Raw genomic sequence first — 16577 nt, forward strand, 5'->3', positions numbered from 1 at the left:
AATAGTTTAAAATAATGTAAGAAGTTAGATAAGTATTATATATTCTTCTAACTTCTTTTTTATTACATATTTCAACTAGATGTTACTAAAATAAACTATATGTAAAAGATATAAGAATTAGGATATAAATGAAGATAAATAGAGTAAATAGAAGCAAAAAGTACTAGGTTTAATTAAAAGGGTAAATGTATATATAGATGATAAAATATGACTTTAAATGACTTGTGATAAAGTTTACCCTTATAAAATTTAGTGCTAATATTAAATCAAGATTTGGACAGAGATTATTAGACAGACATGAATGAAAGGAATGAGAATTATGGGACAAAAAAGATATGATGAAGTTGTTATAAAAACAAACAAAGAAAAGATGAATGAAGTCAGAAAAGAAGAAGAAAAGATGGCGAGAGAAATTAAAGCAAATGAAAAAAGAGGCAAATAACAATTTATTTGATGCTAAAATCCCCAAGGGAGTTAAGTAAAACATTTTTACTTGATTGCCCTGGGGATTTTATTTTTTTACTTATGAAGCCACATTATAACTGCGCTTTCCTTATTATCTTCATAAAAGTTTTTTCGAATCCCTTCGTTTTTAAAACCAAGAGATTCGTAAAGGTTTTGGGCTATTTTGTTTGACTCTCTAACTTCTAAGGTTATATCGTAACATTCCTTAGAAGTTAAATGGTCTATTAAAGCCTTCATAACTTTATTTCCGTAGCCTTTCCCCCTGTAATTTGGATGAACAGCTACATTAGTAATTTGACCTTCATCTGCAACAATCCATGCACCAGCGAAGGCTATTACTTTATCATTATCTTTAAGAACAATATAATGCGCTAATTCATTAGAGATCTCTTTAGAAATTTCTAAAAGGCTCCATCCTTCTTTAAGACTTAAATTACTGACATTATGAACACCTTCTACATCCATAATGTTCATAACATTAAGAGTTATTTTCTCCATTAGTCATCTTAAGTCTACTTTCAAGCTCACGAACAGCTTGAGGTTTCTTTAAGTATAAAGGTGCTGAATTCTCATCATCTTTAACTCCGTTTTTGAGAAGGTTTAAACCTATTTCACCTATCTGAGATGCTCTTACAGTATTTAAATGAGTAGGAGCAAATGATATATTATCCATATGTTCTAATAAGTAATCCTTATGTTTTGAGACACCATCACCAGTGAAAAGAACTTTCTCATTTAGTGAATTAAGCTTAGTTGTAAGTTCATCAATATCCATTGAAGTACAATCTACTATAGCTTCCATCTTTCCATTTATTACTTTATATATAGCTGTATAAACATTTTCTCTTAAGGCATCCATAATAGGGCATATAATTCCATCAAATGATGATATAGAGTATGCTAAGCCTTCAAGAGTAGAGACACTTACGTAAGGTTTATTAGCACCGAAGCTAAGACCTTTTATTGTAGCCATTCCAATACGAAGACCTGTAAATGAACCAGGACCTTTAGAAACTACAAATCCATCTACATCATCAATTGAAACTCCTGTATCAGTTAATAATTGTTCTATTATTCCCATAAGAAGAACAGAATGTTCACGTTTATTATTTAAAGTATATTCTCCTAAAAGAATATCATCTTTTAATAGTGCAGCTGTTGCGCACTTTGAAGATGAATCCACACTTAAAACTATCATAAAGACAACTCCTTTATATATTGATATTTTTCACCATAAGGAGTTAAAGTAATTTTTCTATAATCTTCTCCCTTTGATAAATCCTTTTGAATGTATATATGTAAAAAATCATTAGGTAAAATTTCTTCTATATAGTTTGCCCATTCAATTATTGAAACTGCATCAGAGAAGATATAATCATCAAATCCAATTGCATAAATTTCATCAGGATCGCTAACTCTATAAACATCAAAGTGATTTAGCTTAAGTCTTCCTGAATCATATTCATTTACAATATTAAAAGTTGGGCTTGTTATATTATCACTAACTCCAAGTCCTGTAGCAATACCTTTTGTAATATGAGTTTTACCAGTTCCAAGTTCACCAGTTAAACATAGAATATCTCCAGCATTTACAAGTTTACCTAAAGCTTCACCAATTGTTGTAGTTTCAGAAATACTATTAACTTCAAATTCCATAAAATCAGGCTCCTTTCATATCTAATCTTAACCTATCCTTATATTCTATCCAAAAATTAAAAAAAAGAAAAGTAAAAGTCATAGAAAAGTAATTGCAATATAAAAATAAAAAGTGTAAAATTAAATGAACAAATATTTACAGTATAATGGGTGAGAATTTTAATATAATTATATAGGATAGGATTATAGAGAGGTGAAAGCATGAAGAAAATAACAGCTGCGATGCTAATTATAACAGCAGCGTTTTTTTTAGGCCTTGGAGGATTTTCTAAAACACTAATGGCAGATACGTCAGAAAGTGATAAGGAAAGTAGAGATGTTTATTTAAATATCATAACTACAGATAAAGCACAATATAAGATGCTAAAGGAATTATCAGGAGATAAACATAATATCGAATATATGTTTAGTAACTTTGACGAAATAAAAGATTATAAATATGATGATAAAGCAGTTCTAAATATATCAAATATGGACCTGTTCTTTTACTCAGGAGCTGGAAATGAAAATGCTTGGATAGGTGAAATGATAGGAAAGTTAAATAAGAGTTCTCTTGGAGTTATAAATTTATCAAGAGGAATAAGAGAATTGAAGTATGAAGTTGATAACAAAGAAAAGGTTAGTCCATATTATTACCTTGGAATAGCTGAATATAAGATAATGTTATACAATGCAAAATCCGCACTTCAAGAAAAGGATCCAGCAAATAGAGATTACTATTCAAAAAATTACGATACAATAATTAAAAGAATAGAAGATTCTAAAAAGGAATTTGATAAAAACTTTGATAGTAATAATAAATATACATTTGTAGCAGAAGATAAAACATTTGAATATTTCTTTAAAAGCCTTGGGTTAGAATTAAATGTACTTAAAAAAGGTGAAACTGTTGAAGAGTATGCTAAAGCACATTCTTTAAAAGAAAATGATCTTGTATTTGTAAAGGATAAGGCAGCTAAGGATAATAAGAATGTAGATAAATATAAAACTATAAACCTTCAAACTTATGATCAAAATAAAGGGTTTGATGAGCTTATAACATATAATATAGAACAAATTAATAGCTTGAACAATAAAAATAAATAAAATTGTTGATTTTTTATGACATATATATTATAATCATTATTGTCTTGAAGGGGTATGGCTCAATTGGTAGAGTAGTGGTCTCCAAAACCATTGGTTCTGGGTTCAAGTCCTAGTGCCCCTGCCATAATGACAAGAAGAAAGCTAGAAACGTAAAGTTTCTAGCTTTTTTTGATATTAATATGTAATTTGATGTCCAGTACTTTCTATACAGTTTTCTATTTCTGATTTTGTAGCTGGCTCACCATATATTACTTCAACACTTCCACGCCCAAGATCTACACAAACTTTATTAACCCCATCAATTTTTTCTAATGAATTTTTCATTTGAGTTTTAACGCTTTCATTAACTAATCCATTAACTACATAATGCTCTCTATTCATATTGTTACCTCCTTTACTTATAAGAAATTACACTTATAGTATGTTCAGAATGACTTCATTTAATTAAAGGTTAATTTATTAAGTATTAACATAAATAGTTAACAATATATTAAATGAATAATTATTATAAGTATTAGGCAGGAAGAAAGAGATATAATATAGAAAACAATATATAATAACAAATGAGAGAGAAGAGGGTGTTTTTTATGGCAAAGAAAAATATTTTAATACCAATCGATGGAAGCGACAGAAGCTTAATATCACTAAATTATTTAAAGGATAACTTTAAGCCAGAAGATGTAGCTGTTACATTAATTCATGTTAGAGAAATAGTATTCATTAATGGAATGGCTGTTTCAGAAGAAATAAAAGATGCAGAAATTATTGGTAAGAGAGTATTACAAGAAGCAAGAAAAGAAATAGAGGGATATGATTGTAAAAAAGAACTTTTATTTGGTTATGCAGGGGATGAAATATTATCTTATGCAGAAGATAATAATACTGATACTATTATTATGGCAAAGAATACAAAGAAGAAGTTTACAATATTCGTAGGATCAGTAACTGCTCATGTTGCAAAAAGAGCAAAATGTGCACTAATAATAATACCTGAAGTTTATTAAAAAATAATAAAAAAGGGGATTTTAAATGAAGAAGATAAGATTTGGAATCATAGGAACAGGTAAAATAGTACATAACTTTTTAGAGGCTGCCTTAAAGCATGAAAAGTTTGAACTTACTTCAGTTTATTCAAGAGATAAGAGTAAGGCTAAAGAGTTTGGAAAACCATATGGAGCAACAAACTTTTTTGATAGTTTAGATGAGTTTGCAACGTGCAAAGATATTGATGCTGTATATATAGCATCACCTAACTTTTTGCATAAATCACAAAGTATATTATGTATGAAAAATAAAAAGCATGTTTTATGTGAAAAACCAATGGCTTCTAACTTAAAAGAAGTAAGTGAAATGGTTAATGTAGCAACAGAAAATGATGTGCTTTTAATGGAAGCTATGAGACTTACAGTTCTTCCAAACTTTTTAAAAATCAAAGAGAATTTATGTAAAATAGGAAAAGTTAGAAGGTACTTTGCAAGCTATTGCCAGTATTCATCTAGATACGATTCTTTTAAAGACGGAATTATACTTAATGCATTTAATAAAGATTTATCAAATGGAGCACTTATGGATATTGGTGTTTACTGTATTCATCCTATGGTAAGTTTATTTGGAAAACCAAACAAAGTTATAGCAGATAGTATATTTTTAAGTAATGGTGTTGATGGAGAAGGCTCTGCAATATTTAACTATGAAGACTTTAATGGAATAATAATGTATTCAAAAATAAGTGATTCAAAGCTTCCATCAGAAATCCAAGGTGAAGATGGAAGGATAGTAATTAGTAATATTCATTTTGAGGATGTTAAGATAGTTTATAGAGATGGAAGAGAAGAAAAAATTTCTATAGAACCGTTAGAAAATGATATGTATTACGAAATTGATGAATTTATAAAGTGTGTTAATGAAGGAAAAAGAGAATCAAATTTAAATTCTCATGAGAATTCATTAATATCAATTGGGTTAATGGATAATATAAGAAAACAAACAGGATTAGAATTTCCAGCAGATAAGTAAATATAACTTTTAAGAGAACCTATGTAAAATAGGTTCTTTTTTCTTTGGAATAAATTATATATTAGTGAATACAATTAAATAGGAGACTGACTAAAGGGGAGATTAGAATGTCAGGATAAGAGCTAGGTAGCTTATGTAAACGATGACTAGATGAAAAGAGAGTGGGCATATTATTATAACTATAAATTTTGATAAACTTCATATAATTGATAAAAAAAGTGAGAGGGTATTAATTAAAAAATAAATTATAGGGGGAAGATTAGTTATGAAAAAAAGAAAATTGTTAGCAGCTCTTATTGCTGGCATTATGGCAACAAGTTTATTTGTTGGATGTGGAAAAAGTGATAGTGGTACTACAGGTGAAAAGAAGAGTATTACGATTTGGTCTCATTTAACTAAGGCAGAAGTAGATGAAGTTCAGAAGGTTGCAAGTGAGTGGGGAGAAAAGAATAACGTTGAAGTAAAGGTTGTTGAGGATAAAGGAGATTTCCAAGCTTTAATTCAAGCAGCAAATAGTCCAGAAGGACCAGATATAATGCTTGGATATCCGCATGATAACCTTGGAACTTTCCAAAAAGCTGGAATAGTTTCCGAAATACCTGAAGGGAAATTAGATGATAGTAAGTATGCTTCAAAGAACTTAATTGATGCTGTAACTTTAGAAGGAAAGAAATATGCATTCCCATTAGCACAAGAGACTTCAGCACTTTTCTATAATAAGGATTTAGTTAAAGAAGTTCCAAAGACTATGGAAGAAGTAGTTGAAATTGGTAAGAAGAGCGGATTTAAATATAATTTAACAGACTTCTATTTATCATTCGGATTAGTTGCGGCAAATGGAGGTTATGTTTATAAAAACAATAACGGTACATTAGATCCAAGTGATATAGGAATGGGAAATGAAGGTGCTATAAAAGGATATAAATTTATACAAGATTTAGTATTAAAAGATAAAGTAATGCCAGCTGATATTAGCGAAGACTTAGCAAAAGGTGAATTCATGTCAGGTAAGACTGCATTTTATATTTCAGGACCTTGGAATGTTGGTGCTGCAAAAGAGGCAGGATTAAACTTTGGAGTAATGCCACTTCCTACATTAAACGGAAATGAAACACCATCATTTATGGGCGTTCAAGTTGGATTTGTATCAGAAAAATCTGCAAATAAAGATACAGCATTTGAACTATTAACTTACTTAGCTGAAGATTGCTCAAATATAGTTTATGAAAAAGGAAGTAGAATTCCAGCAACAAAATCACAATTAGAATCAGATGCAGTAAAGAAAGATGAGTATATAAGCGGATTTGTAAAACAAGCTGAAAAAGCAGTTCCAATGCCAAATATACCAGAAGTTCAAGCTATGTGGACACCAGCTGCAGATAATTTAAAACTTTTAGCTAACGATAAAATAACTCCAGAAAAATGTGGAGAAGAGATAGTAAAACAAATAAAAGAAGGAATAAAACAACAAAAATAAATAAATTAATCTGAAAAGTTATAAGGCTTATAAAAAGTTCTTTAAAAAGACTATTTATAAGCCTTGTTTTATAGTAACTCAAATAATATAGGAGGTGATTTTTTTGAAGAAGAATTATAAGAAAAAAGGAAAGAAGAAAGCATATAAATATCTTGCACCAGCCATTTTTTCTATTGTAATATTCACTATACTACCTATAATATACACAATATACATTGCATTTACAGACTATACTATGTTCAGTAAAGGAGATGTAAATGTAGTTGGGTTTAGTAACTTTATTGATATATTTGCAGGGCCTTTTAAAGATGTATTTATACCTGTACTAATGTGGACAATATTCTTTGCACTAGTATCAACTATTGGTTGTTTTTTATTTGGACTTTTACTTGCAATTATATTAAGCAATAAAAATATGAAAGAATCAATAATATATAAAGGGCTTCTTATAATACCATGGGCGCTTCCAGTTACAGTTGCTATACTTTCATGGCAAGGACTTTTAAATGGAAGTTATGGTGCTATAAATACTATGCTTTTAAACTTAAATATAATAAAAGAACCAATAGGATGGCTTACAGATCCAAATATGGCAAGACTATCACTAATATTAGTTAATATATGGCTTGGATTCCCGTATATGATGAATGTATGTATGGGAGCAATAGCTGCAATTCCAGAAACTTATTTTGAGGCAGCTAAAATTGATGGTGCTAATAAGTGGAAACAGTTTACTAAAATAACACTTCCATCAATAGCAGTAACTTCATATCCACTTATAATTTCAGCCTTTGCATTTAACTTTAATAACTTTAATACAGCTTATTTAATAACCCAAGGGGGGCCTGCAAGAATTGGAACTCAATTTGCAGGATATACAGATATTTTAGCATCAACTAATTATAAATTATCTACGCAGTTTGGAAGGTATGATATAGCATCAGCCCTTAGCATAATAATATTTATAATAGTTGCAACTATATCCTACACTCAAATGAAGGCATCAAAACAGTTTGAGGAGGAAGATTAAAATGAGAAATAAAGAAAAGTTTAAATACAAGAAAAAGTTAACAAAAGGTGAGAAGAGAACACTTTTACTAAGTAGGATTTTTATATGGGTAATAATAGTAATAACTTTAATACCAATAGTCGCAGTTATATCATCCTCAATGGCACCAGGAGAATCATTTGTACAATCAACATTTTTCCCAGAGAAGTTTACTCTAGAAAATTATAAAGAAGTTTTAGTAGAAACAGAATTCCTTCTTTGGATGAAAAATTCATTAAAGATATGTGTTTCTGTAGCATTACTTCAATTATGTATGTCAATACCAGCAGCCTTTGCATTTTCTAAACTTAAGTTTAGAGGAAGGAAGAAAGGACTAATGGGACTTCTTATACTTCAAATGTTCCCATCTATAATGGCATTACCTGCAATTCTTGGAGTTGTATATACTTTAGGACTTATGGATAAATCCTGGGTACTAATACTTATTATAGGAGGAGGAAGTGCTTATAATATTTGGCTACTTAAAGGATTTATTGATGGTATACCAAATGACTTAGTGGAGGCAGCTTATGTGGATGGTGCAAGTACATTCCAAGTATTTATAAAAATAATACTGCCACTTACAAGGAACATGTTAATTGTTATATTCTTATTTGCATTTATTGCAGCATATAGTGAATTTATATTTACATCATCACTTTTAAAAGATGCATCTAATCAAACTATAGCAACAGGACTTAAGCAGTTTATAACAAATAATTTCTCAGCCAATTGGAGTCAGTATTCAGCGGCTGCAATTATGGCATCAACACCAATTGTAATATTATTTATGGCTAGCCAAAAGTTTATAGCAAGCGGTCTTACAGCTGGTTCAGTAAAAGAATAAATAAGAATAAAGGAGTTTGTCTATTAAATTTAAGACAAACTCCTTTCAAGTTTAGAAGAATAAATATTTAAGATACAAAAACGTATAGAGCTTATTGTTTTATACTCAGTATCTAATATTTCTTTTAAAGAAGAATCATTAGAACTATTTGCAGTTATTAGTAGTTTACTTTCAATAGAATTACAATTCAATGCAAGTTTTATTAAAGTATTTTCATCAGATGTTCCATTAATTATATTACTAAGTTCATCAGTCATAGCATTAGAAAGTTTTAAATACTTTTCTTTTAATGAATTTGTATGAAGGGTAGCATCATAGGGCATAAAATATTTATTAAATAATAATGCAATAACACATCCAATAATTATAAAAGAAAATCTTCCTATTGAAAGATACTCTAAAGTTCCAGTGCTTAGATTAATACTTAAAGATAGTATGCATGTAAAGATAACTTTAATATAGTAATCAGTTGCATAAAAATATAAAAATAATACTGGAATTAGTAACAGACTTTCAGGAATATGACTTTGAAAAACTCCAAATATAATAATAGATAAAAATACACCTATTATTGTTCCTTTAACTCTTTTTTTAGTTTTAATAATCGTATCAGATGCAAAGGGTTGAAGTAACACGTATATAGTAATTACAATCCAATTTCCATTACGTATATTAAATAAATGAACAAAGAAAAGTGAAAAAGATACTGCAATTGCAACTTTAATAGAGAAATTAAAGCCTATAGAGTTCCTCTTAAAATCCTCCATGTTCTTAAATACATCTTTTAAACTAATTTTCATTCTAGTTAATGGATTATTTAGTACAGAAATATTTAAATAAAGTATTTTAATTAATTCAGCACATTCTTTAGCACAATCTGATTCAGTTAATAAATCTTTATACTTAAAAGAAAAGTTAGTACAAGTAGTGCATTTTTTCTTTAATAAAATATTTATAACATTTGAAATTTCAATATTCACATCCTTTAAAAATTGTTCCCTATCTATCACGTTAGTTGATGTAGCCATTTTATTAAGAACTATTGGCAATCTTTCTAAAGTTACTGCAATATTAAAATATGGTTTTAATAATACTGTAGAAAAAATAATGCTTGAATTTTGATCGTTAATTAAGTTTAAAAGTTTTCTAAGCTTAGTATCCATTATTGATGTTTTGTCATAATTAGAACTATTAGAAAGAACATTTTCTATTTCATCTTTTATAGTATATAATCCTTCGACTATTATTGATGAAGATGAAGTTTTAAACTTATTTTTATTAAATAAAAACTGACTACCTATTATTATAAAAATTCCGAATAACAATGATAATAGTCTTTCAGGAATAAGTTCTATTGTGATAGGGGTACTTACCATATAAATGTATATAAATAGAAATAAGTAAGAAATCATACTTTTAGAATCTTTCATGTATATATATGAAACTATGAAAAGTGTAAATACATTTATAATGAGTCCTATAAATGGGTTTAACCCTGCAATAAATGACATAATAAGCAAGAAGAAACTTAGTATTATGAAAACAGTACTTCTATATACTGGATACAAGGTGAAATCTAATTTTAAAAATGATATTGCACTAAAGGCGACCATAAGTCCAATACATACATTAGATGGACCAAATAAGACTTTATAACCAATTATCATAACAACTGTAAATAATGCTTTGTATAAGCTTATAATTAATTTTTGTTTATCCATAATAAAATCACTCCTTTTATAAAATTTTTTATTGTTTAGAAGTAAATTATAAACTATAGTATTATACTAGAGTAAAGAGCGTATTTATAAGGAAGGTGATTTATTATGAAAAAATATTATTCTATTGGTGAAGTAGCAAAAATAGGAGAACTTTCAATAGATAGACTAAGGAATTACGATAAGATAGATTTATTTAAACCTGAGCATGTAGATGAAAAAACAGGATATAGATATTATGTTGGTGATCAGTTTAGGCAACTTAGATTTATAAAATATTTAAGAAAAATAGGAGTTCCGTTAAAGGAAATAAAGATGATACTTAATGAGGAAACTAGCTCAGAGAAATTCATATTATTTCTTCATAGTAAAATAAACGAAATAGAAAATGAAATAGAAAATTTAAAGATTATAAAAGAAGATATTATTGATATGAAATCAAATATGGAATATAGCATGAAGAGAAGTAATATACCACATGTTTATGTTAAGAATATTGGCAAGAGGTATGCGGTATGTAAAAGAATTAATAAAAGTAGTGAATATATAGTTGAAAACAGGGAAGATATATTTGAAAAATTTAAAAGTGAAAATAAAAAAGTATGTAATAAAAGAGTAATAGAAAAGGGGATATTTCTTAAAGATTACAATAATATATGCAAAAAGAGTACTAATATTTTTATGAGAGTTAAAAATAATGAGGAACATAATAATCTTATAATTCCAGAAGGAACGTACCTTTGTTTATCTTATAAGGAAAATAAAAGGGAAGAAGCTGTAAGGAAGTTAAGAGAATATATTAGGGAAAATGATATAGTTACTAAAGGAATTTGTCTAAATGTTGTTTTATATACAATGCCAAAAGAAGAGTTTGAGCTTCAAGTATTAATATAAATAAAATGTTATAATATATAAAAACATATTGAGAAGGAGAGGAACTTATGGATTTAAAAGTTAATAAAGATTATGTACTAAATACAGCTAAAGAAATATTAGAATTCAATAGTCCAAGTGGTTTTTGTTTTGAAATAATGGACTTAATTGAAGAGAAAGTTAATTATTTAGGATATAAATTTGAGAGAACAAACAAAGGCTGTGGAATAATAACTGTTGAAGGAAAGAGTGATGAAAAAGTAGTAGGATTATCATCTCACGTAGATACTTTAGGGGCTATGGTTAGGTCAATTACAAGTAAGGGAACTCTTAAGTTCACATTAGTTGGAGGTCCTATAGTACCAACACTTGATAGTGAGTATTGCACTATAAGAACTAGAGATGGCAGAGAGTATACAGGAACATTTTTAAGTGATAGTGCTGCAGTTCATGTTTATGAAGATGCATCATCAAAGAAGAGAATACCAGAAAATATGGAAATAAGAATAGATGAAGTAGTTAAAAACAAAGAAGATGTATTAAATCTTGGAATAATGTCAGGAGATTTCATATTTATAAATCCAAAGACAACTGTAACTGAAAGTGGATTTTTAAAATCAAGATTTATTGATGATAAAGGTAGTGTTGCATGTCTTATAAGTCTTTTAGAATTATTTAAAAGAGAAAATATAGTACCAAATTATAAAACAAAATTATTTATTTCAACATATGAAGAGGTTGGACATGGTTCATCATACATTCCTTCAGATATTACTGAGATGATAGCAGTCGATATGGGATGTATAGGAGATGACTTAAATTGTACAGAATATGATGTATCAATGTGTGTATTATAATATAAACAAAATGAAGAACTCTTGAATATTTATATAATTACTGGGGAAAATGTGATTATATAAGTATTCAAGAGTTTTTACTATTTAAATAAATAAATAGTAAAAACTAAAGTGTTAGTAAATTTGAAGTTAATATATAAATATTCAAAATAGGGAAAGGAGGGTATTGAGTGAGTCATGAATAAAATAGAATCTATAAACGCAAAAGATAGAATTGAGTTTTTCTATGTAATTATAAATACACCTATTAAGGATGAAATGAAATATCACATTTGTATATATGAGAGAAGTAATGATAAGGTACATCCATTTACAGAATACTTAAAAGATAAAAGGAGGGGGTTTACGCTAAAAAATAAATCTATAAATACAATAACTAATTTTCATTTAACATTTATAATAAGATTTTTAAATTTCATATTTAATGATAGTAGAAAACCAATAAGTAGGATAGAAGATTTAACACTAGATATAACATTAGAATTTTTAGAAAAACTATCACAAGGTGAATTATCTAAAAATAATTCCGAATGGAAATCGAAAGGAATGGTAAATAGAGCAAATTACGCAATAAGCCATTTTATATATTGGCTTTGTTGTAAAAAGGAAAAATATTCAAATAGAAAAATATTCAAAATGAAATATATAAAAGAGAGTGATTTTACTTTTAGAAGGATTGTTAAAAATTCTAGGAATGGATATTGTTCTACTGAAGGCGAAAGGCTTAACCATATAGTAAATCCAATAACTTCTAGCAGAAAGAATAAAAGAGAAAAAAATATTTCACCAGGTGATTATGCAGTAAAAAGGTTGCTAGAACTTTCATTAGAAAATGACCCTATGCTTACTTTTGGAATTGCATTAGGTGTATATTGTGGATTAAGAGTAGGGTATATAACTCAAATGGTAGAGATGCGTATAAAAGGATTGTATAAAAATAAGGAGTTTGGAGCAACTTTGGATTTTTCTTTTGATAGTATTTTAAGATCAGATATAAAAACAACAGGAAATATAAAGAGTAAAATAATTATTCCAATACATCCAGGATTTACAAGAGTAATATATAATTACTATGAAATACATATTGATTACTTAAAATCAAAGGGATTATATCCCAATAAGTACGGAGCATTATTTATAAATAATAGAGGATTTGCAATGAGTTATAGAGATTATTTACATAGATTTGATAAATTGACTAAATTATTAGATATAGCACTTAAAGAAGAAATATTACATGGAAATATTGAGGCTATTAAAGAAGAGGAGATGTTAGCAAATAGAAAACTGACACCTCATTCCTTGAGACATTATTTTAAAGGTATACTAAAAGAGGTAGGAATGAATAAGAGAGAGGTTCAATTTTTTATGGCTCATGAAAGTATAGAAAGTCAAGAATGTTATGCTAATAAAGTAAGCAAAGAAATAATAAGGAAATGTCAAGATAAACTGTATATGCCGGTTAAAGATGGTGAGTCATATAAATAGAAAGAATAAATTATAATAAAGTTTAGGGGAGGATTATGGACAATATAAATGAAAATTATATTACATCAGATGAATGTTTAGAATATTTATTAGAAAATAAAATATGTAACATGAATAAAAGGTGTTTCAAAGATAGAATTAGTATCATCTTAGAGAAAAATAGCATTGGAGAAAATATATATTCAAAGGATGGTATTATTTACATAAAAAAAGAATATTTAAATAATTCAGTAGAATTATTTAAGAATAGTATTGGGTTACCTTATGTAGCAACAGAAATAAAAAAAACATCAAAACTTGATAAAAAAACATTGAGTAGAATTAGGGCTAGAATTAGATGTAAGTTATTTGCATATCAAATACCATTAATTTCATTGGATGACCTGTTTATAGATAATTCTGATTTTACTTTAATTGTAGATGAGGTAAAGAAAGTTGAAAAATTACAATGTATATCTACAAAAGACATTTTGGTTGAAGTTAATAAATTATTTAAAGGAATTGAATTTGATAATAAAGAAAAAAATATTTTTAAATATATAATAGATAATAAATTACCAGTTATAGGGGTAGAACAACTTGGGAATTTTAGTGGTGGAAACTTGTATCCTAAAAGTACAGTGGATAATGTGATTAAAAATTTATATAAATATATAAGAGAAAAAAGAGTTAAATTAATAAATATGTCTTATGATGAATACTTTAATTTAACAGATAAGGAATTTAAGAATAATTATATTACTCTAAGTAATGAAGAATTAGATTTAATAGGTGGATATGGAGGGACTACTGGTAGGTTCAGAGATATGCAAAGAACATTTGAAGGAACAAATGTAAAGGCTATATGGATAAATAGAGGTAGGAATTTTGTTTGTAAAAAAGAATATGAAGAGTTTTTGGATTTCAAAAATAATTATATAAATAATGATGATCTCAAAAAATTTAATACAAAAATAAAAATCAATAAGGCAAGAAATAATGGGTTTACTTTAAAAATGTATAAGGATCAGTACTACTTAAAGAAAGATGAATTAGATAGATATCTGCAGAACGATAAATTCGATGATGAATTTTCTAAACTAAATACTTTGTATGACAAAGTTATGCTTAAGATTAAATATAATCCTCATAAAAAAGAAGAGAAATTTCCTCAATTTATGTATTATTTTAAAGAATTCGTTAGAGTTAAAAATGGCACATCAAATACATTTATATATGTATCTAGGCTTTATAATTTGTACAATATATTATTAGATAGTATATTTAAAGATTTGCGTAAAGAAAATGAAGAACAAAATAATGAATTTTTTGAAAGAAGTATTAAATTAGTTTCATCTAGTCAGGATTTAAGAGGTATGATTATTCAATTTATTAATTATTTGATTAGAGAGAAGAATTTTGACTTGAATAAATTTACTGATGAAAAGGATAAGAGTAGAAAAGAACCCTATACAAAAGAAGAGTTTATAGAATTATTAATTAAATTAATTGACATAGTCGGAAATAAGGAGGAGTTAAAGAAACTATACCGAAACTGGAATCTATCAAGTTGTGTTACATACATATTTATGCATTATTGCGTTTCTTGGAGAAAAACAGATTTAATAGAACAATTACCAGCACCTAATTTACATTATATTAGTGGTGTTACTGATGGAGAGTCCTTTATTGAATGGTTAGAAAGTGGAAATGAAATTACATATAACTTAGCAAAGGAAATATGTAAATATATCGAGGAAATGACTGAAAAAATGAAATTAAAAGCAAATAAAAATAAAGGAGAACTAAATTGTGTAATTTCAGATTCACTTACTAATGAAATTGCACTATTGCTTTGTATTAATGAGGCTAATAGGCAAATTCATTTTTCTAAATATAAAAAGCATAGGAAGGAACATAGGATTTTTAATGGTAGATATGTAGAACATAAAAGTATACAGGTATTATTAAAAGATAATTTCAATATAGATTTGGAACTTATTTTAAATGGAAGTTTTGAAAATGTAAGAATGAATAAAGGTTTTTTAACAAATGTGAAAGAAAAAGTAGAGGAATTAGGAATAGCATATTCATACTACATTGCACAGGTTTCTCGAGGACATATACAAAATAAAAGAATGTTATCAGAAACAACTAAAATATATTTGCAAAAAGATATATCTAACGCATCGGTGAAGGCATTTGCTACTGGTACAATGGGTAGTATTGCATATACGCTTTTAAGTTTAATTGATGATGAGTTTAGGTTGAAGAGTGATGAAGAGCAGATAAAAGATATTCTGAACTTAAATATGACACCGTATTCAATAGAGAAAAGTATTAAAAAAATTTCTAATAAAATAGGAGTTATTAGCAGAGAAATAGATAAATTTATAAAAATGGGAGGGTACAAGAAGAAATTATTATCAGAAATATTGTTTGGAAGTGATTGTTATGGAATTGAGTATGGAACTAAATGTTTAATTAAGATAACTAGAGAAGATGGGCATGGAATAACAAGGATAAAATCTGAACAATACAGTGAAGAAAATGTAAGGGTAAAATGGTGTCCATTAAATAGAAAAACGTGTATTGACTGCAGTTTTATGGTTGCATTAAGGTATTTTATATATGAATTTGAAAAGAAATTTAATATAGTTTTAGATGATTTTGAGTATGCTAAGACTGAATTGGATAGAGAGATTGCTATTGAAAGTATAAATGAATTATATTTACCAGTGGCAACAGATTTAGCACTCGTTTTAGGTGATAATATTACAAAGGTAATTGATATAAATAGATATTTAAGATTAGCCAAAGGGATATAGGAGGGGGATATGAGTACTTTAGTTTTTCGAGAGTTAAATGATATAGATATTATAATTGAAGAGAGTGTTGAATTTAATGTATTAAATAAGAACAGGTATTTTGAACTATTTAATAATAAAGTTTTATCTGGAAACATAAGAAAAGATATTTCCTTTTTTGATGACAGATGGGTAATGATTGTAGGTGGAATAGAAAAGGTAATAATGTTACCTTCAGAAGTTGAAATGAAAAGGTTAAG

15 protein-coding genes, 1 tRNA gene and 2 pseudogenes are annotated in these 16577 nt (G+C 27.5%); 13 read left to right on the top strand and 5 right to left on the bottom strand.

The features are described 5' to 3' along the window. Nucleotides 1-319 precede the first annotated feature (319 nt). Entirely contained in the window at nt 320-442 is a 123-nt protein-coding gene (locus tag RSF37_RS13205; protein ID WP_332564854.1) for a hypothetical protein, read from the top strand. Between the two features lie 77 nt (nt 443-519). Here RSF37_RS13205 and rimI read toward each other — a convergent pair whose 3' ends face one another. Genes rimI through tsaE form a run of 3 tightly spaced genes read right to left on the bottom strand, consistent with a single transcriptional unit; the run spans nt 520 to nt 2121 of the window. Continuing rightward, nucleotides 520-963, bottom strand: a complete 444-nt coding sequence (rimI, locus tag RSF37_RS13210) for a ribosomal protein S18-alanine N-acetyltransferase (RefSeq protein ID WP_332564855.1) — start codon at nt 961-963, stop codon at nt 520-522. Next, nucleotides 944-1663, bottom strand: coding sequence for a tRNA (adenosine(37)-N6)-threonylcarbamoyltransferase complex dimerization subunit type 1 TsaB (gene tsaB, locus RSF37_RS13215; RefSeq protein WP_332564856.1), 720 nt, complete (start codon nt 1661-1663; stop codon nt 944-946). Before tsaB ends, rimI begins: the two co-directional genes overlap by 20 nt. Next, complete coding sequence (gene tsaE, locus RSF37_RS13220) at nt 1660-2121, bottom strand: tRNA (adenosine(37)-N6)-threonylcarbamoyltransferase complex ATPase subunit type 1 TsaE (protein WP_332564857.1); 462 nt, start codon at nt 2119-2121, stop codon at nt 1660-1662. Before tsaE ends, tsaB begins: the two co-directional genes overlap by 4 nt. A gap of 201 nt (nt 2122-2322) precedes the next feature. On the opposite strand from tsaE, the gene RSF37_RS13225 reads away from it, so the two are divergent. Together RSF37_RS13225 and RSF37_RS13230 are read left to right on the top strand one after the other, a co-directional pair. Then, entirely contained in the window at nt 2323-3207 is an 885-nt protein-coding gene (locus RSF37_RS13225) for a metal ABC transporter substrate-binding protein (RefSeq protein WP_332564858.1), read from the top strand. Between the two features lie 48 nt (nt 3208-3255). After that, a tRNA-Trp gene (locus RSF37_RS13230) sits at nt 3256-3331 on the top strand. Nucleotides 3332-3381: 50 nt separating this feature from the next. Here the strand turns inward: RSF37_RS13230 and RSF37_RS13235 are convergent. Beyond that, nucleotides 3382-3588 carry a heavy-metal-associated domain-containing protein gene (locus RSF37_RS13235; protein WP_332564859.1) on the bottom strand — a complete coding sequence of 69 codons (207 nt, stop codon included), beginning with the start codon at nt 3586-3588 and terminating at the stop codon, nt 3382-3384. Between the two features lie 206 nt (nt 3589-3794). Here RSF37_RS13235 and RSF37_RS13240 point away from each other — a divergent pair, with 206 nt between their 5' ends. From RSF37_RS13240 to RSF37_RS13260, 5 genes are all read left to right on the top strand, one after another. Continuing rightward, nucleotides 3795-4211: a universal stress protein gene (locus RSF37_RS13240; RefSeq protein ID WP_332564860.1), complete on the top strand. Its 417-nt coding sequence runs from the start codon at nt 3795-3797 to the stop codon at nt 4209-4211. A 25-nt stretch (nt 4212-4236) separates the two neighbouring features. Beyond that, nucleotides 4237-5223, top strand: coding sequence for a Gfo/Idh/MocA family protein (locus RSF37_RS13245; protein ID WP_332564861.1), 987 nt, complete (start codon nt 4237-4239; stop codon nt 5221-5223). Between the two features lie 265 nt (nt 5224-5488). Next, complete coding sequence (locus tag RSF37_RS13250) at nt 5489-6700, top strand: sugar ABC transporter substrate-binding protein (protein ID WP_332564862.1); 1212 nt, start codon at nt 5489-5491, stop codon at nt 6698-6700. Nucleotides 6701-6803: 103 nt separating this feature from the next. After that, the gene (locus RSF37_RS13255) at nt 6804-7730 is read left to right on the top strand and encodes a carbohydrate ABC transporter permease (protein WP_332564863.1); all 927 of its coding nucleotides are present in this window, start codon (nt 6804-6806) and stop codon (nt 7728-7730) included. A gap of 1 nt (nt 7731) precedes the next feature. After that, nucleotides 7732-8595, top strand: coding sequence for a sugar ABC transporter permease (locus tag RSF37_RS13260; protein WP_332564864.1), 864 nt, complete (start codon nt 7732-7734; stop codon nt 8593-8595). 29 nt (nt 8596-8624) lie between these two features. Here RSF37_RS13260 and RSF37_RS13265 read toward each other — a convergent pair whose 3' ends face one another. Beyond that, nucleotides 8625-10316 carry an FUSC family protein gene (locus RSF37_RS13265; RefSeq protein ID WP_332564865.1) on the bottom strand — a complete coding sequence of 564 codons (1692 nt, stop codon included), beginning with the start codon at nt 10314-10316 and terminating at the stop codon, nt 8625-8627. 105 nt (nt 10317-10421) lie between these two features. Between RSF37_RS13265 and RSF37_RS13270 the strand changes: the two genes are divergently transcribed. The 5 genes and pseudogenes from RSF37_RS13270 to RSF37_RS13290 all read left to right on the top strand — a co-directional run. After that, nucleotides 10422-11207, top strand: coding sequence for a MerR family transcriptional regulator (locus RSF37_RS13270; protein WP_332564866.1), 786 nt, complete (start codon nt 10422-10424; stop codon nt 11205-11207). A gap of 47 nt (nt 11208-11254) precedes the next feature. Continuing rightward, nucleotides 11255-12034 (top strand): annotated as a pseudogene (locus RSF37_RS13275) (M42 family metallopeptidase); the annotation flags it as partial. 186 nt (nt 12035-12220) lie between these two features. Then, entirely contained in the window at nt 12221-13531 is a 1311-nt protein-coding gene (locus RSF37_RS13280) for a tyrosine-type recombinase/integrase (protein WP_332564867.1), read from the top strand. Nucleotides 13532-13566: 35 nt separating this feature from the next. After that, nucleotides 13567-16338 carry a hypothetical protein gene (locus tag RSF37_RS13285; protein ID WP_332564868.1) on the top strand — a complete coding sequence of 924 codons (2772 nt, stop codon included), beginning with the start codon at nt 13567-13569 and terminating at the stop codon, nt 16336-16338. Nucleotides 16339-16347: 9 nt separating this feature from the next. After that, nucleotides 16348-16577 (top strand): annotated as a pseudogene (locus RSF37_RS13290) (site-specific integrase); the annotation flags it as partial.

The organism is Clostridium sp. (assembly GCF_036643715.1).
Taxonomy (GTDB): Bacteria; Bacillota; Clostridia; order Clostridiales; family Clostridiaceae; genus Clostridium.